Origin of the sequence: Limnohabitans sp. (genome assembly GCF_030158565.1) — a bacterium.
Lineage (GTDB): Bacteria > Pseudomonadota > Gammaproteobacteria > Burkholderiales > Burkholderiaceae_C > Limnohabitans_A.
In genome coordinates, this window is the sequence record NZ_JAOASQ010000061.1 from 1 (window position 1) to 21283 (window position 21283).

Sequence of the window (21283 nt, forward strand, 5' to 3'; positions counted from 1 at the left end):
ACCTTCCAGACGCTGCAGGTGTTTGGCAAGATGACCGTGCGCGACAACCTGATCGTGGCTGCGCAAGAGCACCAAGGCAGCATGTTCAGCCGCATGTTCGCACCCACCGACTCCGGTCTGGGTGACAAGGCCGATGCGCTGATCGACCAGTTCCACATCCGCCATGTGGCCGACAAGAAGGCCGGTGAGCTGAGCTATGGCCAGCAAAAGCTGGTGGACATTGCCATGGCCTTCATGAGCGAGCCCGATCTGGTTTTGCTTGACGAGCCTTGCGCCGGGGTGAACCCGTCCTTGGTCGGCGGCATCAGCACCTTGCTGAAAGAACTGAACAAAACCCGCAAGGGCAGCTTCGTCGTGATCGAACACAACATGGACTTCGTGATGGACCTGTGCCACCGCATCATGGTGATGGTCGAGGGCCAAGTGATGGCCATTGGCACGCCGGACGAGATCCGCGCGAACAAGCAGGTGCTCGACGCCTATTTGGGGAACTGATATGACAGCACACACCACAGACACCTGCATCGAGTTTGACGATGTGGTCGCGGGTTACAAGGATTTCATGATCCTGAACAACCTGTCCTTCAAAGTGCCCAAAGGCTCGATCACGCTGCTGATCGGCCCCAACGGCGCGGGCAAGTCCACCGTGCTCAAAACCCTGTTTGGTTTGCTCAAGCCCCGCCAGGGCAAGATCAAATTGAATGGCAAGGACATCACCGGCGCCACCCAAAAAGCCTTGCTGGCCGATGGCATCGCCTTTGTGCCCCAGGGGCGCAACCTGTTCGGCCAGCTCAGCGTGTATGAAAACCTGGAGCTGGGCGGCATCACGCTGGGCATGAAGACCACGCACGAACGCATCCCGGAAGTGCTGGAGTTCTTCCCCCGCGTGAAAGAGCGCATGAACTCGCGCGCCTCGGCTTTGTCGGGCGGTGAGCAAAAGCAGCTGGAGATTGGCCGCGCCTTGCTGCTGCGCCCCAAGGTCTTGCTGATCGACGAGCCCTCCATTGGCCTGTCGCCCATGGTGGTGCAGGACGTGTTCAAGCTGCTGCGCAAGCTGGCCGACCAAGGCACCACGGTGCTGATGGTCGAGCAAAACGTCAAGAGTGCGCTCAAGTACTCGGACAACGCGATTGCGCTGGAATCGGGCCGTTTGGTGCTCTACAAATCGGCTGCCGAAATTTTGGCCGATCCGCAGATGGAGCGTTTGTTCCTCGGTGGTGCACACACCACCTCCGCTGCTGCGGTCTGAGGCGGTTTTTCGCCAAGACAACGGGGCCTTCGGGCCCCGTTTTTTTTCTGGGGCTCAGAGGTCCAGACTTTTCGCACGCAAGCTCACATGGTGCATGGCGTTGCTGATGAAGACCTTGGTCAATCGGCTTTGCTGCTGGGCATCCTGGGCAAAGCCTTTTTGGTGCAGGCGTGTGGCCAGTTCATTGGACTGGTGGGCTTTTTTCAGATGTGCGCTGACGATGCGGAATTCTTTTTCAACGGCATCTTGGGTGCAGGCTGAAGGGCTGGTGCTTGGGTGACCGGTCATGACATGTCCTCTTGATGTTCGATGGGCCAAAGGGGAAAACAAGAAAGGGAAGGGGCGCTCCTGTGCAGTCATGGCACACGTGTCCATTGCACTTTGAGTGAGGGACTTGCGCCTGCGATGAGCAGCCACTCGTCCTTGTGTTGGCGCAGCGTGCCTTGCCCTTCGGTGATGCGGATGTCCCGTGCGATGCGGGCCGGAAAGACCCATGTCATGTCTTTCAGAGACCCCGGACTGCTGGCTGAGATTTCTTGCAGACCTTGTGCATTGAGTTCGCGGATGCGCCAGTCGACGTCTTGGCGACGGTTCATGAAGTCGGACAACTCGGCCATGCTGTACCAGCGAAATTGGGCCTTTTCCTTGAGTCTTTGCACTTCTGATTGGATGGTCTGTAGCGAGAGCTGGAAGTGTGCGGTGATGGCAGGATGAAAATAAAATAAACGTGCCAAATGTTGTTCGCTCACATGGCTCAGAAGTTGGCGGATGAACTCAGAAATTTGTGCTTCTGTCATGCCGTGCTCTTCCAACTCGTCGAAGGTGGCAATGCGCTTGAAGTTGGAAATCGGGAAGGTCCACAGGCCAGAAGCGGGGGCGGGGTGTTCATGGATGAATGAGCGTGTGGGGCCCAGGCCGCTGTCCGAGGTGGCGTAATAGCCTTTGAATCCTTGCTTGTCCAGCCAGGCGGTGGCCCATGTGGGCTGGTTGCCCATGGGGGCTGAATAGGCCTTGGCCAGTGCGCCGATGGTGGCGCTCACGCTGGCATGGTTCTTGTCCAGATAGGGCTCAAACTGGGCCTGATTGTGCTCGTTGGCCTGGTAGCCATACACGTTGTGCACCCAGCCGCCATGGTTGCCAATCTCATGGCCTTTGTCGTGCTGTCGTTTCAGGAACGCCTGCATCCAGAGGTTGTTTGGCAAATTCAGGCCTAAACGGTCGGCGGCATGCAGGGCGTCCGGCCCTGCCGTCACATGGATGGAGTAAGGACCATCCTCAAACCAGCCCACTTTCTCCAGTTCGGCCAAGGGGGCTTGCGCTGCGTTGGAGTCCACATGCAAGTTCAGCACCAAGCCACCTTGCGCCTGTGGCGTGGCCGAGAGGCTGGGCTGGCGCACCAGGTCGCTGGCAAAGAACGCGAGCAAGCGGTGCAGCAGGTAACTGTCGGTGCGGGTCTTGAGGTAACCCAGTGGCAAGTTGGCAAAGAGCACGGTGCCCCGGCCATGGACATGGGTGGACACGACAGGCTCGCCGTTTTGGCTGCGCAACAAAGGTTCAATGGGCTCCAGCGCTTCGGTCCGGTAATGGCTGTAGACCAGATGCTTGTAGGCATAGGTGGTCAATTCACCCCATTCTTCGTCATCGTTTTCGCCAAAGTCGAGCTTGCCGGGCTGGATGCGGAGTGTTTTTTCTGCCGCCCGATGGGCATACACCGGGCTTTGGGCGATGGTGTCGCCCTGCAATCGTTCGTAGAGGCCATAGCGCATGCCCACCAGATGCGACAAACGGGAAGCCTTGTCGGCATAAGTACCGTTTTGCGGGTTGAGCAAGGCGGCATCGAAGCTGACCATCAAGGCCCCGCCATCTTCCACATACTGTGACAAGGTGTGGACCAGCAGATCTGAGGCTTGGCGGTGCACCGAATCGGGCAGCAGCACACCGGCCACGTGCGTGCGGTTGGCCTGTGCACGGATGAAGTCGTTGGCGCTCATGGGGGTCACGGCCAGGCCTTCTTCGTGTGACGCTTGCAGCCAAGCGCGGGTCACGGGCAAAGACAAGGCCTTGGCATCGGGAATCAGCAAAACAATGCCGTGGCCCGTGTCGGCTTGTCTGTCCCGCGCCTGCAAAGTCAAGGTGCTCCAGAACACCAGACCCGAAATCAGGCCGAGCCAGATGAGCAGACGCCAGCTGACGTGCGGGGTGAAACGTCTTGACATGGCTCAGGCGCTCCGATGTGATGAAGTTTGTGCAGGAACTGTGCTGGCCAGCCAGGCATACAAGGCCACAAAGATCCACAAGTCCAGCAAGCTGCCAAAGCACAAGAACAGCACCGGCATGAACAGGATGGACAGCTGCTCCAGCAGCCAGGCATGCAAAAGCCATTTGTGCGGCAGCATCAGGGCAAAGTAAGCCAAGACCCCACAAGGCACCAGCACCTTTTGCCAGAGCGGCACCTTGAAAAGGCCCCAGCCCAAGGCCAGCATGGGCGGGATCACCCACATGAAGCCATAACCCAAGTCCATCAGGGCCTGCAGGTGTTTGCTGATGCTGTACGGAAAGCTCGCCGGGGACCAGATGAAGAACAGACATGCGCTCAGATGGATCAGGCAAAGCGCCCGCAAGGTGGTTTTGAGGGGGTAAAAACGGTCACTGAAAAAACCGCTCAAAAGCCAGGTGGCCGCCAGCCCGGACATGTTCCAGATCAGGCTGGCGTTGGAGGGGGCCAAGGACCCGTCTGCCAAGGTCGTCCATGCGATGGCGCTGCGGCTGTCGTTCAGCACGGCGTTCACCGACAGGCCCAAGGGAGTGGACCACCCGGTGAAGATCGCCTGCCACAAGGTCAGCAGCCAGGGCTTGAGCCAAGCCAGCAGCACCCAAGGCACAGCCGACAAGAGCAGCCACTCCAGCGCTTTGGGCCGGAGCCATGCACGGCGCTGGGGCTTGGGCCCAGTTGGCGATGCCTGCCAGGAGGAGGGCAGCGCACTCATGGCAAATCCTTGAACAGTGCCAACCAGATGCCCTCACGCCGGTAATAGGGGTTCTTGTAGTTTTCGGCGCTGGCCTTGACGCCCCAGTTCGTGCCGATCCAGTGCTGCAGCGTCAAGGTGCTTTGGTGGCTGGAAAAACGGGCGATTGATCCCAAGCTGCCCAGCGATTGGTAGCCTTCTTCACCCCAGCCGTAGCGGCCGGTGATCTGGGTCTGTTTGTGGTGGCCCCAGGTGGCCGCCACAAAGTACTGGTTGCTTGAAATTTCGCCGGGCTTGCTTTGGGTGTGTTTGATCTCAGCTTGCACAACCCAGGGCTGCTCGAAATAGAGCGTGGCCCCCAGGCTGATGTTGTCGTTGCGGTAACCATCGGGTGCTTTGTAGTGACCCAGTCCCAGACTGGTCACCAGGTTTTTGGCGGGCAACAGCTTGCGGTGCAGGAAGCCATCGACGCGGTAACGAGGCAGATACGTGGCGCCATCGCCCGCGCCGACCGCCAGCGAGGCGTACCAATCGGTGTCCAGCACCACCGTGTCGCCCACCCCCACGTAATTGCCGGATTGGTTGAAGCGGTTCATGCTGGCCACTTCACCCGCGATCTGGTGTTGGCCCGTTTCGTAGATGCCGCGCACACCGGTCTCGCGCCAGCTGCCGTAACCATTGCTCAGGTGGTTGTGGCTGCCGTAGAGTTCCACGCCGCGCCAGCCCAGCATGGCGTTGGGCAAGTCGGTGGTCTGCGTCTGGGCCATCGCGCAGGGCGCGAGCAAACTGCTGGCAAGCCAGCCAAGACAGGTGAGGGCGGTTCTGGTCATGTTCATCAGGGGCTTTCAATGGGTGCTGCGGGCGCAGGTCAGGACATCGGCAATGCGTTGAGCCGAATGGCCGTCGCCGAAAGGGCTTTCCTGCACCTGCATGGCGCGGTAAGCCCAGGGGTCGTTGAGCAAGGCGGACGCCTGCTCCACGATGCGATGGGGATCGGTGCCCACCAGAGCGGCACCCCCGGCATCGACCAACTCTTGCCGTTCGGTGCTGTCCCGCGTGATCAGCACCGGGCATTTGAAGGCCGAGGCTTCTTCCTGAATGCCGCCTGAATCCGTCAGGCAAAAATGGGCATGAGCCAACAGGCTGATGAGTGCCGGGTATTCCAGCGGGTCTGTCAGGCACAGGCGTTGTCGGCATTCGGCACCCAGAACGCTGAAAGCGTTTTGGATGTCGGCCCGCACACTGGGGTTGGGGTGCAGCGGCCAGACCACGACCAGCTCTGGGTGGAGCCTGAGCAAGACGCCCACGGCAGAGGCGATCAGCTGAATGGGGCGTCCCCAGTTTTCGCGGCGGTGTGCTGTGACCAGCATCAGGCGCGAGGCAGCATGGTCCTGCATGAAGCGGCGCACGTCGGCGGGCAAGGCGTCGCTTGCACCGTCCTGGTCCATCTGGGTTTTGACCCACAGGGCCGCATCGATCACCGTGTTGCCCACTTCAAAGATCTGTTGGGCCGCGATGCCTTCGCGCCGCAGGTTGTCGGCCGCTTGCGGTGTCGGCGGGAAATGCCAGCTGGCCAGTCGGCCAATCAGCTCGCGGTTCTTTTCTTCCGGAAAGGGTTCATGCTGGCCGGTGCGCAAACCCGCTTCCACATGGGCCACCGGCACATCGTGGTAATAGCCAGCCATCGCGCCCACCAAAGCGCTGGCCGTGTCGCCTTGCACCAGCATCACATCGGGTTTGACTTTGTCAATCACCCCGTCAATGCCTTGCAGCAGTTCGGCAGTCAGGTTGGACAGACTCGGTGATTGGCGCCTGAGCTGGATCTGGAAGTCCGGGTCCATGTCAAAGAATTTGTACAAGGCCTGCGCCACTTCTTCGTGCTGGCCGGTGTGCAAGACCTGTACGTCTTCGCCTTGCGCTTTGAGGGTGCGGTAAATCGGGGCCATCTTGATGATTTCGGGGCGTGTGCCCATGCAGGCCAGGTACGTGGTCATGAACAGTCTTTCGGGTTGGGGAGGGGAGGGGTCAAAGGGGGCAACAACTGGGCCACCACTTCGTCGGTGACGGTCCAGAAAAAACTGTGGCGAAAAGGCATGGCTTGTTGTTGCCAGCAACGCACGGTCTGTGCATCGCCTTGTTGCCAGGCCACGATGGCGATCAGGCCCCATGGGAATTCGTGGCCGACTTGCTGCAACCAAGGGCCGCGGTGCTGGGCCATCCAGCGTTGGTAATGCTGCGCAGCACCGCCGGGGATGCCCGGAAAGCCCACCAGCAAAGGGTAAATCTGCGCCGTGGCATCGGGGTAAAAAGTGTGGCCAGGATGGGGATGTTCTGGCTGCGTGCTGACCCGAAACAGTGCGCGCTGTGCATCCCAGAAAGTGTTGTGGATGCTGCGTGCCAAGCGGCTGCCGGGCAAGGCGGACCAGACTTCCAGGTTGTCCATGAACAGGCCGTGCGTCACATGCGGCGAGACTTTGTAGATGCCCAAGCGCGTGTCTTGCAGCTGCTGCAGGTCTTGCCATGCACGTGCTTCAACGGCACTGGCCTTGATGCGCTGTCTGTCGGCCTCTGGCAGATGCCTGAGCAGATGCAGCCACAAAGCCAGTGAAGAGTCGTCAGCGTCAGGGGCTTTGCACCAGACCCAGCGCTTGGCCGTTTTGCAATAGCGCCCCAGGTGTCCCGCCGCGCTGTATTGCTCTGTCAGCCAGCGTGCCCAAGGCAAGGCATGGGCCGAGATGTCCATGCCTTGCGTTTGGGCCAGCCACAGCGCCTGCAAGGCAAAGTAGGGGTCTACCGTGTCGCCCTGGTGTTGCACCGTGATCGCGCCGCTGGCATCGGTATAGCCAGACAGGTCCAGTGTTTTGGCCGCACAGACCGAGCACACAGCGAGCACGCAAGCGAGCCCGGTGATCCAGCCGCGCAGGCTTGGCAGGCATCGGGTCATCACACCACCCGCCCAGACTGGGTGGCCCAGGCGGTGCCATGCACCAGCGCGCCAGATTGGGCCACGATGCGGGGCGCGCTCAAGGTGCTGGCTTGCGCCAGGCGACCAATCACCACGCCGGGGCCCAGGTCCACCTGGGCCTCGGAGACCACCGGTCCCTGCACTTGGGCGTCTTCGTGCAGTGCAATGGCCTGCTCGCTGAACAGCGCACCACGAATGCGGCTGCGCGGGCCCACCTGCACGGCGCCATGCGCTTTGACGTCGCCATCGACCATGCAGTCTGCGCCCAAGGTCAATGCGCCCATCACCACCAGTGGGCCTTGCACCTGCTGTGCATCCGCAATGTGGCAGTCGCCCTGGATGCGCCAGCCGCGATCGCCCCACGGCTGCGCGTGCGGCGGTGTCACCAGGGTTCTGTGTGGCGGTTCATGTCTTGGGCGTTCGGCGTTGGCACTGCCCAGCACAAGGGTTGGCGCCATGAGTTTTTGAAATTGACAGCCCGAGCTGGCCACAATCCGAACGCTGGCGCTGACCACCGGGGGCGTGGCGACCCCTTGGGCCAGCCGCACCTGCGGTGATGTTGGCAAGGCGTGATGGTTGGGGCTGCTTTTCAAGGCCAAGGCCCGCGCATCGAGTGGATGTCGCCATTCCTGCCACGCGGGGTAGAACGGCAGGGCCAGCAAGGCGGCGGTGAGCGCGAAGAACACCACGCTCCAAAGTTGCACCGATGCGCTCATGCGCTCACCTGCTTGGCGTAACGGGTCGTTTTGTTCCAGACCAGTTCTTTTTTCGTGAAGCGTTCGCTCACGCTCGCCCACAGCGCCGATGACACGACCGGCATGCACACCACAAAGCTCAGCAGTTGCCAAGGCAAGAGCCGGATGCGCCGCCCCTGGCCATCGATCAGCAAGGCATAGGCCATTTGCAAAAATGCAGAGAAGCCGCCCAAGGCGCTGTAGACCACCAGCAGGGCCCCCGGGATGAACAGCGTCAAGGCTTCGGCGGCGTTCATGTAGTACAGGCTTACCGCGATCACCCAGCCCAGCAGCAGCAGCGGCTGCATCAGGAAAATGTTCAACAGCAGCAAGCCGTCCAGGCGCTCACGCAGCGAGACAGATCGGCTGCTGAGCAGGGGCCAGGCATGGCGCAGCAAAACCTGGTTGTGCCCCTTGGCCCAGCGGTGCACTTGGCGCAAGCGCACCGACCATTCTTCGGGCACTTCTTCGTAGCAGGCCGCCTCGTTGTTGTAGACGGTCTTCCAGCCCCCAATCAGCAAGCGGATGGTGATGTCGGTGTCTTCGGCCAAAACATCATCCCGCCAGCCGCCCACCGCCTGCACGGCCGAGATGCGCACACCGCCCACAGTGCCGCCGTATTGCGGCACGGCGCGCAAGTTCATGCGCGCTTGCTGGTCGACCTGGTAACCGGCAGCGCGTTCCATGTCGAGCATGCGGGTGAGCAAGTTGGTCGACACATTGCGCGGCACCACACGGCCCATGACGGCACCGACTTCGGGGTCCAAAAAAGGCGCCACCAATTGCCGGACCAGCCCCGGCCCGGGTGTGTAGTCGGCATCAAAGATCAAGGCGATGTCGCCCACGGCATGGCGCATGGCGTCTTTCAGCGCGGCCGCTTTGCCGGGCTTGCCGCTGGTGCGGTGAAAAGCCACCAGGCGATCGGGATGTGCATGGACCTGCGCGTCCACGATGGCCGCTGTGCGGTCGGTGGAGCGGTCGTTGACCACCACCACCTTGATGCGGTCTTGCGGGTAGTCGGTTTTCAGCAAGGCCCGCATGCTGTCGGCGATCACTTTTTCTTCGTTGTGCGCGGCGATGAAGACCGTCACCTGCGGCCACTCGGCTTGCGCGATGCCCGCGTAGGGGTAGCGCTGTGCACCCCACATGCGTTGAACCGAGAACAGTGTTTGCCGAACGCCATAGACCAGCATGACCAGCGCGATCAAGCCCAGTGCCATGGTCAGCCAGAAGCTGGTGGGGTTGCGCTGCCATGGCGTGAGCAGGTCTTGAGCACGGACCATCGAAGGACACAGGGCCAGTGCAGGCAGCAGGCGTATGGTCCAAGCGCCCCCCTTGCCATACGACCCAGCGCTCAGCGCTGGGTCGCGTTTGTTGTCAGGCCTGAGATCCATTGCTTGCATACATCACCTCTTTGCATATCGGGGGTGATATTGCGTTTTTGAATGCATTCGATCAGGGTGTCAGCGCACATTGATGCGGACCAATGTGCGTGCCTTCTCATAACGATGCAGCCACGCTGTTTTCGTGAGCTGTGCAACGGTCCGCCCAGGGCGATCTTCCTAAATTGAATCCACTGAATGGCTGTTCTTTCAGGGTTTGATTTTTTTGAATGGAGGTCTCTCATGTCCAGATTGATTGTTTCGAATCGCAGCGGTTCATCACCGCCCATGCCACAGCAGTGGGGCTGGCGGGCATGTGGCGCCGTGCTGAGCTTGGCGATGCTCAATGCCTTGTTGTCGGCTTGTGGTGGCGCTTCGGGCAGCAGTCCGGCTGCGGCCGTTCCTGGCGAAACGGTCGGCGCTAGCGATGCGCTCATCGTGCCGCAGGTCACCACGACGTTTGCCAGTGCAGCGCCTGAGAGCGCGCCCATGCAGATGGCGATGCAGGCGCAGATGCCCATGGCTTCCTTGTTTTCTTTGCAGTCCATCAGCATGGATGCAGCCCCTGCAGGGGATGCGGGCACCTTGATGCTTTTGTTGCCCGATGACCAAAACATGAGCGATCCGCGTGTTGCCGCCTGGCTCGATGCGGCTTCGGAGCTGGGCATTCGCATCCAGCCTTTGACCGATGCCCAGTTCATGGCCTTGGGAACGGCTGCGCAGGCTTATGCCGGTTTGGTCTTGCCCGATGGCCTGCATGTGCAGGCCAGCGATGCCATCGTGCAAGCGGTCCATGACTACACCCAGCAGGGTGGCCGCACGATGCTGGTGTTTGATTTCGGGGCGCTGACCACGCTCAATGGCACACCGGTCTACCCGGTGCCCAAGTCGCGCCTGAGTGGCCTGGCGGGTGTGGACTATGTGCTGTACGACGCCTTGCGGGACAGGACCACGGGCCTGGGGCCGGTGACTGCCTTGCGCAGCACCTTGCGCAATTTGCAGGTGCCGCCCGGAAAGTCCTTGCCTTTCAACGGCATCGCTGCCGTGAGCGCGACGAGCCCCACCACAAGCAGCAGCACAAGCACCACCTCCACCTCCACCTCCACCTCCACCTCCACCTCCACCTCCACCAAGACCAGCCCTTTGCTGAGTGCTGCCCGGATCTCCGCACAATCTGCCTTGTACCTGCCGGTCAGCACCCGCGATGCGGGCGGTGCGAATGGGTTTGATCCACAGCAATACGCTGCACTGCGCTATGCCAGCTCTGGCAACCGCACAGGCACAGTGTCTGCGCGCAAGGTGCGAATTGACCTGGGCCGCGCCATCCAGGCCGAACCTGTGACCAAGATCACTTTGTCACCCTTGAGCTCGTTGACGGCCATGGCGGTGACCTCGGCAGCGGCGTCTGTCGATCCGGTGGACGCTTACAACGGTTATTTACTGGGCCCCTTGATCTACCCCAGCTATGTGACGCAGGGCGACTTTGGCGGTCTGCCTGGCCAGCAAGTGTTGGCCACATCGCCCCAGTTCGGATTGGTGGCAGGGGTCAACCCGGTGGGGGCCGGGCAGGTGCTGTTTGTCAATCTGCCGCTGACCTACCTCAAGGGGCGCACCGATGCCTTGATGATGCATGGTTACTTGCATTACTTTGCGCACAACATGCTGGGCATGGCGCACCTGTCGGCCATGCCCAATGGCGTAGCGGGCATGACGCTCGATTGGCACCTGGACGCCATGGCGGCGCAAGCCCCGACCAACAACCTGATCAAACTCAATGTCTTCAACGACCCGCAGGCTTTGTTCTCGATCGAGATGACCGCTGGCCCGGATGCGATCACCCCTGGAGACCGCTTGGGCTGGAATTTGCGGAACAACAAAAAGGCCCAACAATTTCTGAAGACTTTTCAGACAGCAGGCCACAGTGTCGGCTCGCATGGGGGCTGGATTCACGACTACTACGGGATCAACGTCTCGGAAACCAACCAGTTGCTCAGCACCAACAAAGCGTGTGTCAACTCGGTTATCAAGGTCGACAACTACCTGCAGTGCCTGGTACTCAATCGGCAAGCGGTGGACGGTGTGACGGGCAAAGGCGCGCGCAGCTATTCGGCGCCGGAAGGCAACAACCCTTTGTGGGCCATGGACTGGCTGGAAAAGCAAGGTGTGGTGGCGACCTATTATGGCGGGCACACCGGCCTGGGCGCGACCCGGCAGTACCGCGAGGGTCAGTTGCTCAACCCGTCGATCTGGGTGTTCCCCGTCACGCCAGCGGGCCTGTATGCGACCTTCGAGGAGTTCCAGGATTACAAGGTGCCCAAAACAGACATCAGCACCTGGTACCGCGATTTGATCAACTTCAGTGTGGCGCAAAACACCAGCCGCATGGTGTACGCCCACCCACCGGGCGCTGCGCTGTGGAGCGATGTGCTCAAGGAGATGCTGGCTTATGCCAAGGCACAAGGGCCGAAATTCGCTTGGTACACCATGCCGCGTCTGGCCGACTTCATGGCGCGGCGCTTGGCTGTCACATGGTCTCAAAGCACAGACCCTGTCAGCGGACAAACCCTGTTCAGCGCATCGCACCCCACAGGTCTGCAGGAGATGGTCTGGCGCTTGCCCAAGACGCGTTATGCGAATGCGCCTGTGGTGGTGTCGGGCGTGGCCACTGTGGATGCTTCGGATGCAGCGTTTTGGCTGGTCAAGGCGGGCGCGGGCAGCCAACTGGTGTTCCGGGCCTGAGGCCATGTGCCGATCAGTTCCGCTCGCTCAAGGGCAGGGGATGGATCGGCACATCGACTTGGGCAGCGGGTGTGGCGGTCGCGTGGTCTTCTGCGCTGCCGCCGCAAGCGGACAAACCCAATACCCAGGTGACCCAGGTGATGGCGCAGACTTTTAAAAATGCGTTCATCAGATGTCTCCAAAACCGTTGAGCAGGCTTTTGGTGCGCTGGTAAAAACCCAGTTCATTGATCGTGACCAGTGCAGCTTGGCTGGCGTACTTTTTCTCTGTCGCTGCCATCTGCGTTTGGGCCCGATTGGTGTCGCCTCGTTTGGCCGCCACGTAACCCAGAATGGCCCAGGGGAAGGGGTCGTAGATTTCGTTGGGCCATTGCGGCGAATACCGGTTGAGGAATCGGTAGGCCGCTGTGAAATACGTGGACAGTTCACTCACCCCAAACGCCTGCGGAAAAACCTGACAGGTGGTGCCCGGATAGAAGGTGGTGTTGTCGGCATGCACGTCCTGATCGCTGGTCTTGAAGCCGCTTCGCCCACTGTCCCACAAATAGATCATCATGCTTTGCGCGATCGTGGTGGCGATGTTGTTGTAGTGGTTGGACAGGGTGGATTCGCCGCGCAGCGCCAGGATGGACGCGAAGTCGCGCAGTCCGCGGTAATCCTCGGCGTTGTTCATCATGTAGCCGTAGTCGGCGACCGGGCTGACGCGCGACAGTTGAAAGACCCGGCACAGTCCATTGGCTTTTTGCAGGCCGGCAATGTTTGCGTCCACCATGGCCTTCAGTTTGGCTTTGTTCGCGTCCCACCAGGCCCAGTTGCCCGAAGCTTTGAGGTAACGCGCGGCCAGTGACAGCATAGTGGCGGCATAGGAGTTGTCGGAGTCCGAGGGCACCAGCGTGATGTTTTGCAGACTCGCGTCGTTGAAGTTCACATCCTGGACGGTGTAGTCGGTTTGCAGCCGGCTCAGGTACAGGTCCATGTATTGGCGGATGAAGGTGTCCAGGTCTGCCGCGTTCAGGTACTGCACGATCGGGATCAGCCCGAGGTTGTTGAAGTACCAGTTGAGCCGACCATTGGGCGCGATCAGGTAGCCACGGGCCAGCGGACCGGTGCTGATGCGCAGCGCCTTGATTTTGGCGACAGCATCGATGGGCTGGGTTCGGATGGGTTTGCGTGCATCAGCCAAGCTTGGTAGCGCGGCCGACAGAGTCAAGAGGTGGAAATGGCGTCGTTTCATGGTGTGTCCTCCAAGGGGGACACATCCTAGGTTGGCTGGCCTGTTGCGTCATGACTTGGAACAGGTAGTGTCACGACGGTTTGTGCGTATGCCTTGCGGTAGCCCGTTCAAAAGGCATAGCCGCGCATGTATAGACATTCACACCGTTTGATCAGTGGTCGGCGCATCGCAATTGCCAGAACATGACTTCTCAGTGAATGGTCAAGGCGACAGCATGAGCTGCTGAAACGATCCATGCCATTCGATGTTCAACCACAACGCCTGACTGGCCTGGCCAGGCAGCCGTTGTGATGTAGCGAAAGAGCGAGATGAATTACCCCTTTGTTGACAGTGCGCGTCAAAACCGGATCCTGGCCGGTATTCCCTTGAGTGACTACACCCGCATGGCCGAACATCTGAAGCCTGTGGATTGGGTGTCGGGGCAGGTCGTTTACGAGCCCGGCGATGCGATGGATTTTGTGTATTTCCCGACCAGCTGTACCGCATCGCTGGTGTCCAACACGCAAGACGGTGATTCTTCCGAGCTGGCCATGATCGGTCGCGATGGCATGGTGGGGGTATCGCTGGCTTTGGGCAGCGTGTCCATGAACCAACGTGTCATGGTGCAGTGTTCGGGGCAGGCCTACCGCATGCCGACCCCTGTCTTTGTCGAGGAGTTGACGCGTTGCACTGCACTGCAACAGTTGGCGCTTTGCTATGTGCAGGTCTTGATCACCCAGATGTCGCAAAGCATTGTGTGCATCGGCCACCATTCGGTCATTGAGCGGCTTTGTTATTGGTTGTTGACCAATCAGGATGCCTTGGCCTGTGACCAGCTGCGCGTGACGCACGAGATGATCTCCAACATGCTGGGCGTTCGCCGTGAATCGGTCACGCAAGCCTTGGGCAAGTTGCAGTCGGCAGGCCATGTGGCCAGTGGACGCGGAAAAATCACCATCCTCGATCGCGATGGCTTGGCCTCTGGGGTGTGTGAATGTTTTTCTTTGGTCAGTGAGACCACACGCCGCTTGTTTGAACAGGTCGAGCGCATGGGCGCACGCCCTGCGGTGTGGTCCTCGGCTGATGGCTTTGCACCGCTTGAGGATGGCCATGGCACGCGTTTGCAAAAGTACCAGGACGCCTACGATTTCGCGCCGGTCGGTTTTGTGAGTCTGGACGGTCAAGGCCAGGTGATTCAAACCAATCTGGCGGGCGCCATTTTGCTGGACATCCAGCGCTCGCAAAGTCAGCTCAAACATTTTCTGGATTTCATCGTGCCTTCGGACCAGGCCCGCTTTGCCGATTTCCACCAAGAGGTTTTGAGTGGCAAATGTCGCCGCCATTGCGAACTGACTTTGCGCGGCACAGACCACCGCAGCGAGAGTGTGGTGCGCATCGATGCCACGCTGGACGATGAGGGCGATGAATGCCAACTGGTGTTGGTGGATGTGACGCAAGAAAAACGCGAGATGGCTGAGCGCCTGGCGCGTGAGCGCGAGCAGCAGGAGATGTTGGTCAAGCAGCCTTACATGGTCTGGTTCAAAGACCCCGATGGGCATTTGATTTCGGCCAATGCCAATTTGATCGACAACTGGCAACCACTCGCGCAGCCGGGGCGGCTTGAAAAAGTGGATGTGCAAAGCATGCCCTGGAACTTTGCCGAGCGCCCCTCGCAGTCGTCCTCTCGCCCTGAGCTGTGACCGGTGCTGCTGGTGGCCTCAGAGCAAGGGGCGCAAATTGCGGGCGGCTTCTTGCATCACCGGCAGCAGGCGGTGCAGGGCATGGTCGGTCACTTCGCGGTTGATGGGCATGGTCACACTGATGGCCCCATGGGCCACATTGTTGCGATCCAGCAGCGGCACGGCGATGCCCCGGAAATTCAGCTCCAGCTGCTGCTCGGAGACCGCCCAGCCCTGGCGTTTGAAATGGATCAGCTCCTGGCGCAAAGCGGTCTTGCTGGAGATGGTGTACGAGGTGAAGGCACGCAATTCGTGGCTGTCCAGCCACTGGTCCATCACCGCTTCGTCCATGCTGGCCAGCACAGCCAAGCCCGCCGCCGTGACCTGCACTTGCATGCGTGAGCCCGGCAGGTAGCCATTGGAGGTGTGGCGGTGGCTGTCGCTGCGGGCGATGAACACGGTGTCGTCACCATCGACCACACCCAGGTAAGCGATCTCTTCGGTGCCTGCGGTGATGCGCTGCAAAAACGGTTGTACCAATCGCGGCAGGCGCGCGGACTCCAGGTAGGCATGACCGAGTCGCAAGATGCGTGGCATCAACCAAAAGAGCTTGCCGTCTGTGCCCACATAACCCAGATGCGCCAGTGTTTTCAAGTAACGGCGTGCGGCCGTGCGCGTCATGTTGCAGCGCACCCCGGCTTCGGTGGCGGTCAGGCGGGTGTGGGCCGCGTCAAAGGCTTCGATGATGGATAGGCCTTTTTCGAGACCTGCAATCCAGTCTCGGGCATCGAGTGATGTGGGGTCAGAGGGGTGCAAGGCAGGCTCCAGGTTGGTCGTTCGATTATCGAACATCCGCGTGCGCCGAGCCGCTGTGCCTGGACCGTTTGGGCAGGCCTGATCGGCATTTGCCACTAAGATCGGCGCATGAAACACCGCACATTAGGCCCCTTCTCTGTCAGCGCCATTGGCCTGGGCTGCATGAACCTCAGCCACGCTTATGGCGCCCCCGTCTCTGCCGAACAAGGCGAACGCGTCTTGCTCACCGCGCTCGACCAGGGCGTGGACTTTTTCGACACCGCCGCTTTGTATGGCTTTGGCGCCAACGAAACGCTGGTGGGCCAAGTGCTGAAGCCGCACCGCCAAAAATTCACCCTGGCCAGCAAATGCGGCATGCAAGGCGTGGACAAGGGCGATGGCACCAAGGTGCGCGTGATCGACGGCCGGCCCGAGACGATCAAAAAGACCTGCGAAGACGCGCTGCGCCGCCTGCAAACCGATGTGATTGACCTGTATTACCTGCACCGCTGGGACAAGCAGGTGCCGATCGAAGACAGCGTGGGCGCTCTGAGCGACCTGGTGCGCCAGGGCAAGATCCAGACCATTGGCCTGTCGGAGGTGTCGGCCAGCACGCTGCGCAAAGCGCACGCGGTGCACCCGATCGCCGCCGTGCAGACCGAGTATTCGCTGTGGACGCGCAACCCCGAGATCGCCGTGCTGCAGGCCTGCCGAGAACTGGGCACCGCCTTTGTGGCCTTCAGCCCGGTGGCGCGGGGCTTTTTGTGCGGCCCGCTGGACATTGCCCACTTCGATGCCAAAGACATCCGCCGCACCATGCCACGCTTTGCGCCCGACAACTACGCGGCCAACCTGAAGCTTTTGCCGGCCTACAACGCATTGGCACAAGAGGCTGGGTGCAGCCCCTCACAGCTGGCGCTGGCCTGGTTGCTGCACCAGGGCGAAGACATCATCCCGATCCCGGGCACCACCTCGGTGGACCATTTGCTGGACGATCTGGCGGCGGTGGATGTGCAACTCGATGCCAGTTTGATCACGCGTGTGGAGGCGCTCATCAACCAGAACACGGTGGCCGGTGACCGCTACAACGCGCAGGCCAACAGCGAAGTCGACACCGAGGTGTTTGCCTGAAGGCTCAGTCGCCCGAGCAGCGTTTGGCGGCATCGTTCATGCCGTCGCGATCGACTGGAAAAAAGCCGGAAATGTTGTACTTGTTGAAGTGGGCATAGCTGGAAAACGCCATGCTCCAGTCGGCAAAGCGACGCTCTGTCAGGGGGCCGCGCGAGAGCAGCTCGACGTCGTGATGACGTTCATCGCGCAACAGGCTTTGCCACAGGTTTTCGATGGATGCGGGCGGTCCCTCGATGCATTGCACAAAGATTTCTTCGGTGTAGAGCAAGTGGCCGGTGATCTCCATGCGTTTGTTCTTCTCGCGGCACAGGCTCAAGAGGTTGAACAAATGCAAGCTGCCCAGCTTGTGGGTGGCTTTGGAACGGTAAACCAGGCGCTCAAACACGGTGACTCTCGGCGGAAATTGAAACCCTTGGCATTATCCGCAGTCACATTGTGCCCAGCTGACAGTGCCCAAAGGCCTGTCAGCGGGTGTTCCGCAGGCTTTAACCCGCGTCGGGTTGCGCCAGCGGTGCGGCCTTTTGAAAGGCTTCCAGTTCGCCGCAGGCTTTGTCCACCGCGCTGATCAGCGGCCAACGGGCCATGTCCACCTTGAAGCGCAGGGCGCTTTCCACCTGAGGGATCAAATAGACATCGGCCATGCTGGGCGCGTCGCCATAGCTGAAGCGACCACGCTGTTTGTCTGAGGCCAGCAAGGCTTCATAGGCATCAAAGCCGGCGCTGATCCAGGTGGCGCACCAGGCGTTGATGGCGTCTTCGTTGGCACCAAACTGCTTGCGCAGGGTTTGCAAAATGCGGCGGTTGTTGATGGGGTGAATGTCGCAACCCACGATGGCACTCAAAGCACGCACCCGTGCACGGCCATCGGCGTCGGCAGGCAGCAGGGCGGGCGTGGGGTATTTTTCTTCCAGCCACTCGATGATGGCGGGTGACTGGATCATGACCTGATCACCGGTGTCCAGTGCGGGCACCATGCCCTGAGGGTTCACGGCCTTGAAGGGCGCGTTCAGTTGCTCATCGACACGCAAGTCCACCGCCACGTACTCGGTGGCGATGCCTTTGAGGTTGAGCGCAATGCGCAGGCGGTGTGAGGTGCCGCTTCGGAAGAAGTTGTAGAGCTTCATGGTGTGGTCCTTGTTGCAAGTGTTCCGGCCTGGGGCGGTGGGGCCAGCGCGCTGCGCGACATGGGCACCAGCAGCGTGAGCATGACGCCCAGAATACCCAAACCGGCCAGGATATAGAAAATGTAGTCGAGTTCCAGGCCCGCGCCGATCAGGAAACTCCCGAGCATCGGGCCACCGATGCCGCCGATGCGGCCAAAGCCCGCGCACCAGGCCACGCCCGCAGCACGCACATTGGTGCGGTAGTAGTTGGCCACAAAGCCGTAAATCAGCGTTTGTGTGCCGCTGGTGCCCAGGCCCACCACCGCCACGATGGCCAGCAAGGCGGCCAGATGGAAGTTGAAAGTCAGCACCACCAGGGCCGCTGCGCCTGTGGCGAAGCTGGCGGCCACCACCGGTTTGGGACCAAAGCGGTCGGCCGCTCGGGAGGCCGCCAAAGCGCCAAACAAAGAGCCGCCGTTGAGCACGGCCAGGAAGGACAGCGAGCCTTTGGCGTTGTAGCCCGCACGCAGCATCAGCTCGGGCAACCAGGTGTTGAGCGAATACACCAGCAGCAAGCCGGTGGCGCTCATGCAGCCCAGCACCAAGGTGGGCAGCAGGTAGTGGCGGCTGAACAAGCCTGCAAAGCCGGTTTTGTCCGCGCTCTGTGGCGCGCTGGGTTGGGCTGTAGCGACGGGCATGTCGACGCCGGTGCGTGCGGACAAGGCACGCGCCTCCTGGAGGCGGCCACGCGCGGCCAGCCAAGCGACCGATTCGGGCATCTTGAAATACGCCAGTGGCAGCAAGATGACCATGGGCACCGCGCCGATCCAGAACATGCCGCGCCAGCCGATGTGCTCCATCAGCACAATGGCCAGCACAGCCGACAGCATGCTGCCCAGCGGGATGCCGCCATTGCAGATGGCGATGTACAGGTTCTTTTTGTCTTTGGGCGCGTATTCAGCGACCAATGCCGCGGTCGTGGCCACCAGCGAGCCGATGCCGATGCCGGTGACGAAACGCATCCAGCCAAATTCGCGTGTGCTGGCAGACAGTGCCGTGAGCGCCATGCCGACCGAGAACCAGGCATAGGAGGCCAGCATGACTTTGCGCCGCCCGATGATGTCGCCCACCGAGCCCGCCAGCAATGCCCCTACGGCCACACCAAACAAGGCGTAGCTGCCCAACACACCGGCGATGCCCGGTGTGACGTTGCCGATTTGGCTGGCGTCGCGCAAAAAGGTGAGACCACCGCGCCATACACCACCAGGTCATAGCCATCAAAAATCAGGCCTACGGTGGCCAGAACCAGCACCCAGCGCACGGTGCTCAGGCGTCGGGCTTGCTGCCCATAATCGTTTGTCGTTGTCATGGAAAGTCGTTGTCGTGTGCACTTTTCGTGAAGTGCAGGCGTGAAAAAGGCCACCCCGCCATCGCAAGCGATGGCGGGGAAAGCATGGTGTAGAAAAAGTGAGTGGCTTACTCAGCAGCGCCGATGGTCAGCGCGACCTCGGTCACGCCTTCCACACGGCCGGTGATCTTGTCGCCGGTCACCACAGCACCCACGCCTTCAGGCGTGCCGGTGTAGATCAGGTCGCCGGGTTGCAGGTGGTAGTAGGTGGACAGGTCAGCGATGATTTCGCGGATGTTCCAGATCAGCTTGTCCACATTGGACGACTGCTTGGTGGTGCCATTGACTTCAAGGGCAATCGCGCCGTTTTCGATCACCACGCCGGGCATGGGCACGATCTCGGTGCAGACCGAACCTTGCTCGATGTCTTTGCCCGTGTCCCAAGGACGGCCCTTGTCGCGTGCCACCAATTGCAGGTCACGGCGGGTCATGTCCAGGCCTGCGGCGTAGCCATACACCAGCTCATGCGCGTTGGCTTCGCTCACGCGGAAACCTGCTTTGCCAATGGCCAGCACCAGTTCCATCTCGAAGTGGTAGTTGCTGGTGCGGGGTGGGTAAGCCACGGTCGCACCGCTTTCCACCAGGGTCTGGGGCGACTTGGTGAAGTAAAAGGCCTGCTCGACGCTCTTGTCGACCGGGCGGCCCATCTCGACGGCGTGCGCATGGTAGTTGCGGCCCACGCAGAAGATGCGGTTGATCGGGAAGCGCTCGGTTTGGCCACGGATGGGCAGGGACTGGACGGCGGGGGGATTGAAGAGGTAAGAGGTCATGGTGTTTGCAGTGGAGTTGCTGTGGGAGCCCCGCCCCCGTTGCGATGGTTTTAACGGAGGCTCATCGCGACGAGGGCGTCGCTCCCACAAAGAAAAAAATCAGCCGCGGTTTTCGTACACACCGAGCTTGCGGTGCAGCGGCGATTCGTCGGCGATGAACACGAATGCCGGCTGGTCTGCGTTCAGGTTGGTCAGTGTCACGGCTTCGTAACCCGGCGCGCAGCAGGTGTCGGCTTCGGCCAAGGTGAAGGTGCTGGCCACGATCTGCGCTTGCACCGCGCCTTCGATGACGTGGAACACCTGGGCAGGTGAGCGGGCAGGCAGTCGCAAGGTCTGGCCGGGGCGCAGCATCAGGGCGTAAAAGCCCAGGATGTTTTCAGCATCGCCACCGGTTTCGGGGTTGGTGTAGGTGACCTGCACCTGCTCCAGACCCGCATCGTCAGCGGCCAGCGATTCCAGCGCGGCCTTGGCGTCTTTCCAGGCGTAACGCAGCATGGGGTAAGCCTTCTTGCTGCGCTCGAACACATGGCTGGGCACCACGCCGCCACGGGCGTATTGCTTGTCGCCCTGGCCGGGCACCACGGTCTGGCGTTCGCCGTTGATGTGGTAGCTGGCCTCCATGTAATAGACCAGCGGCAGGTCCAGCACATCCAGCCAGATGACGGGATCGGTGCCGTCGTGGCCGTGTTCGTGCCACAGGCCTGTGGGCGTGAGGATCAAGTCGCCTCGGCTCATCGGGCACTTCTCGCCGTCCACCGTGGTGTAAGCGCCTTCGCCTTCGACGATCATGCGCACCGCGTTGGGCGTGTGGCGGTGGCTGGGGGCCCATTCGCCGGGCATGAGCAGTTGCATGCCCAAATACATGGCGGCCGAGGCCTGCATCTTGTCCAGGCCGTGGCCGGGGTTGGCCAGCACCAGCACGCGGCGCTCGGCTTTTTCAATCGGGGTCAGCTCGCCCGCTTTGAGCAGCAGGGGTTTGATGTCTTTGTAAGCCCAGCAAGTCGGCTGGGTCTGGCGGGTGGGCACCTTGGGCGGCAGCACGCCGCGCAGGCTGGGCCATAGGGGCACCAGGTTCACGTTGCGCAGGTCCTGCACATAGTCTTGGGGCAAGTCTTCGATGCGTCCGAGGTCGTTCATTTTTGTCTCCATG

21 protein-coding genes are annotated in these 21283 nt (G+C 61.0%); 5 read left to right on the top strand and 16 right to left on the bottom strand.

Going from position 1 to position 21283, the window contains the following annotated elements:
• On the top strand, positions 1 to 495 hold a 495-nt coding region (locus Q1W40_RS12845), incomplete at its 5' end, for an ATP-binding cassette domain-containing protein (RefSeq protein ID WP_300712702.1).
• Position 496: 1 nt separating this feature from the next.
• Complete coding sequence (locus Q1W40_RS12850) at positions 497 to 1249, top strand: ABC transporter ATP-binding protein (RefSeq protein WP_300712704.1); 753 nt, start codon at positions 497 to 499, stop codon at positions 1247 to 1249.
• 54 nt (positions 1250 to 1303) lie between these two features.
• On the opposite strand, the gene Q1W40_RS12855 is transcribed toward Q1W40_RS12850, so the two are convergent.
• The 8 genes from Q1W40_RS12855 to Q1W40_RS12890 form a co-directional block, all read right to left on the bottom strand.
• On the bottom strand, positions 1304 to 1537 hold the full coding sequence (locus tag Q1W40_RS12855; RefSeq protein WP_300712706.1) for a hypothetical protein: 234 nt from the start codon (positions 1535 to 1537) through the stop codon (positions 1304 to 1306).
• A 68-nt stretch (positions 1538 to 1605) separates the two neighbouring features.
• Complete coding sequence (locus Q1W40_RS12860) at positions 1606 to 3465, bottom strand: hypothetical protein (protein ID WP_300712708.1); 1860 nt, start codon at positions 3463 to 3465, stop codon at positions 1606 to 1608.
• A 3-nt stretch (positions 3466 to 3468) separates the two neighbouring features.
• Positions 3469 to 4236: a hypothetical protein gene (locus tag Q1W40_RS12865; protein ID WP_300712710.1), complete on the bottom strand. Its 768-nt coding sequence runs from the start codon at positions 4234 to 4236 to the stop codon at positions 3469 to 3471.
• Positions 4233 to 5051 carry a YaiO family outer membrane beta-barrel protein gene (locus Q1W40_RS12870; protein WP_300712711.1) on the bottom strand — a complete coding sequence of 273 codons (819 nt, stop codon included), beginning with the start codon at positions 5049 to 5051 and terminating at the stop codon, positions 4233 to 4235. Before Q1W40_RS12870 ends, Q1W40_RS12865 begins: the two co-directional genes overlap by 4 nt.
• A gap of 9 nt (positions 5052 to 5060) precedes the next feature.
• The gene (wecB, locus tag Q1W40_RS12875) at positions 5061 to 6209 is read right to left on the bottom strand and encodes a UDP-N-acetylglucosamine 2-epimerase (non-hydrolyzing) (RefSeq protein ID WP_300712713.1); all 1149 of its coding nucleotides are present in this window, start codon (positions 6207 to 6209) and stop codon (positions 5061 to 5063) included.
• Positions 6206 to 7159 (bottom strand): hypothetical protein, encoded by a 954-nt coding sequence (locus Q1W40_RS12880; protein ID WP_300712715.1) that lies wholly within the window; start codon positions 7157 to 7159, stop codon positions 6206 to 6208. Before Q1W40_RS12880 ends, wecB begins: the two co-directional genes overlap by 4 nt.
• Complete coding sequence (locus Q1W40_RS12885; protein WP_300712717.1) at positions 7159 to 7896, bottom strand: polymer-forming cytoskeletal protein; 738 nt, start codon at positions 7894 to 7896, stop codon at positions 7159 to 7161. The genes Q1W40_RS12880 and Q1W40_RS12885 overlap by 1 nt, the downstream gene beginning before the upstream one ends.
• Positions 7893 to 9317 carry a glycosyltransferase family 2 protein gene (locus Q1W40_RS12890; protein WP_300712719.1) on the bottom strand — a complete coding sequence of 475 codons (1425 nt, stop codon included), beginning with the start codon at positions 9315 to 9317 and terminating at the stop codon, positions 7893 to 7895. Before Q1W40_RS12890 ends, Q1W40_RS12885 begins: the two co-directional genes overlap by 4 nt.
• 222 nt (positions 9318 to 9539) lie before the next feature.
• On the opposite strand from Q1W40_RS12890, the gene Q1W40_RS12895 reads away from it, so the two are divergent.
• Entirely contained in the window at positions 9540 to 12035 is a 2496-nt protein-coding gene (locus tag Q1W40_RS12895; protein WP_300712721.1) for a hypothetical protein, read from the top strand.
• Between the two features lie 13 nt (positions 12036 to 12048).
• Here the strand turns inward: Q1W40_RS12895 and Q1W40_RS12900 are convergent, their stop codons facing one another.
• Together Q1W40_RS12900 and Q1W40_RS12905 are read right to left on the bottom strand one after the other, a co-directional pair.
• The gene (locus tag Q1W40_RS12900; RefSeq protein WP_300712723.1) at positions 12049 to 12204 is read right to left on the bottom strand and encodes a hypothetical protein; all 156 of its coding nucleotides are present in this window, start codon (positions 12202 to 12204) and stop codon (positions 12049 to 12051) included.
• Positions 12204 to 13268 (bottom strand): hypothetical protein, encoded by a 1065-nt coding sequence (locus tag Q1W40_RS12905; protein ID WP_300712725.1) that lies wholly within the window; start codon positions 13266 to 13268, stop codon positions 12204 to 12206. The genes Q1W40_RS12900 and Q1W40_RS12905 overlap by 1 nt, the downstream gene beginning before the upstream one ends.
• Before the next feature lie 308 nt (positions 13269 to 13576).
• Between Q1W40_RS12905 and Q1W40_RS12910 the strand changes: the two genes are divergently transcribed.
• Entirely contained in the window at positions 13577 to 14947 is a 1371-nt protein-coding gene (locus Q1W40_RS12910; RefSeq protein WP_300712726.1) for a helix-turn-helix domain-containing protein, read from the top strand.
• Positions 14948 to 14965: 18 nt separating this feature from the next.
• Here the strand turns inward: Q1W40_RS12910 and Q1W40_RS12915 are convergent, their stop codons facing one another.
• Complete coding sequence (locus Q1W40_RS12915; RefSeq protein WP_300712728.1) at positions 14966 to 15778, bottom strand: IclR family transcriptional regulator C-terminal domain-containing protein; 813 nt, start codon at positions 15776 to 15778, stop codon at positions 14966 to 14968.
• A gap of 72 nt (positions 15779 to 15850) precedes the next feature.
• On the opposite strand from Q1W40_RS12915, the gene Q1W40_RS12920 reads away from it, so the two are divergent.
• The gene (locus Q1W40_RS12920; RefSeq protein ID WP_300712730.1) at positions 15851 to 16852 is read left to right on the top strand and encodes an aldo/keto reductase; all 1002 of its coding nucleotides are present in this window, start codon (positions 15851 to 15853) and stop codon (positions 16850 to 16852) included.
• A 4-nt stretch (positions 16853 to 16856) separates the two neighbouring features.
• Here the strand turns inward: Q1W40_RS12920 and Q1W40_RS12925 are convergent, their stop codons facing one another.
• From Q1W40_RS12925 to Q1W40_RS12945, 5 genes are all read right to left on the bottom strand, one after another.
• A complete protein-coding gene (locus tag Q1W40_RS12925) occupies positions 16857 to 17237 on the bottom strand; it encodes a BLUF domain-containing protein (protein WP_300712732.1) in 381 nt (126 codons plus the stop codon).
• A 100-nt stretch (positions 17238 to 17337) separates the two neighbouring features.
• Positions 17338 to 17976 (bottom strand): maleylacetoacetate isomerase, encoded by a 639-nt coding sequence (gene maiA / locus Q1W40_RS12930; RefSeq protein ID WP_300712734.1) that lies wholly within the window; start codon positions 17974 to 17976, stop codon positions 17338 to 17340.
• Positions 17973 to 19190 carry an MFS transporter gene (locus tag Q1W40_RS12935; RefSeq protein ID WP_300712736.1) on the bottom strand — a complete coding sequence of 406 codons (1218 nt, stop codon included), beginning with the start codon at positions 19188 to 19190 and terminating at the stop codon, positions 17973 to 17975. Before Q1W40_RS12935 ends, maiA begins: the two co-directional genes overlap by 4 nt.
• 241 nt (positions 19191 to 19431) lie before the next feature.
• On the bottom strand, positions 19432 to 20133 hold the full coding sequence (locus Q1W40_RS12940) for a fumarylacetoacetate hydrolase family protein (protein WP_300712738.1): 702 nt from the start codon (positions 20131 to 20133) through the stop codon (positions 19432 to 19434).
• A gap of 99 nt (positions 20134 to 20232) precedes the next feature.
• Positions 20233 to 21270 (bottom strand): cupin domain-containing protein, encoded by a 1038-nt coding sequence (locus Q1W40_RS12945; protein WP_300712740.1) that lies wholly within the window; start codon positions 21268 to 21270, stop codon positions 20233 to 20235.
• Between the last annotated feature and the right edge of the window lie 13 nt (positions 21271 to 21283).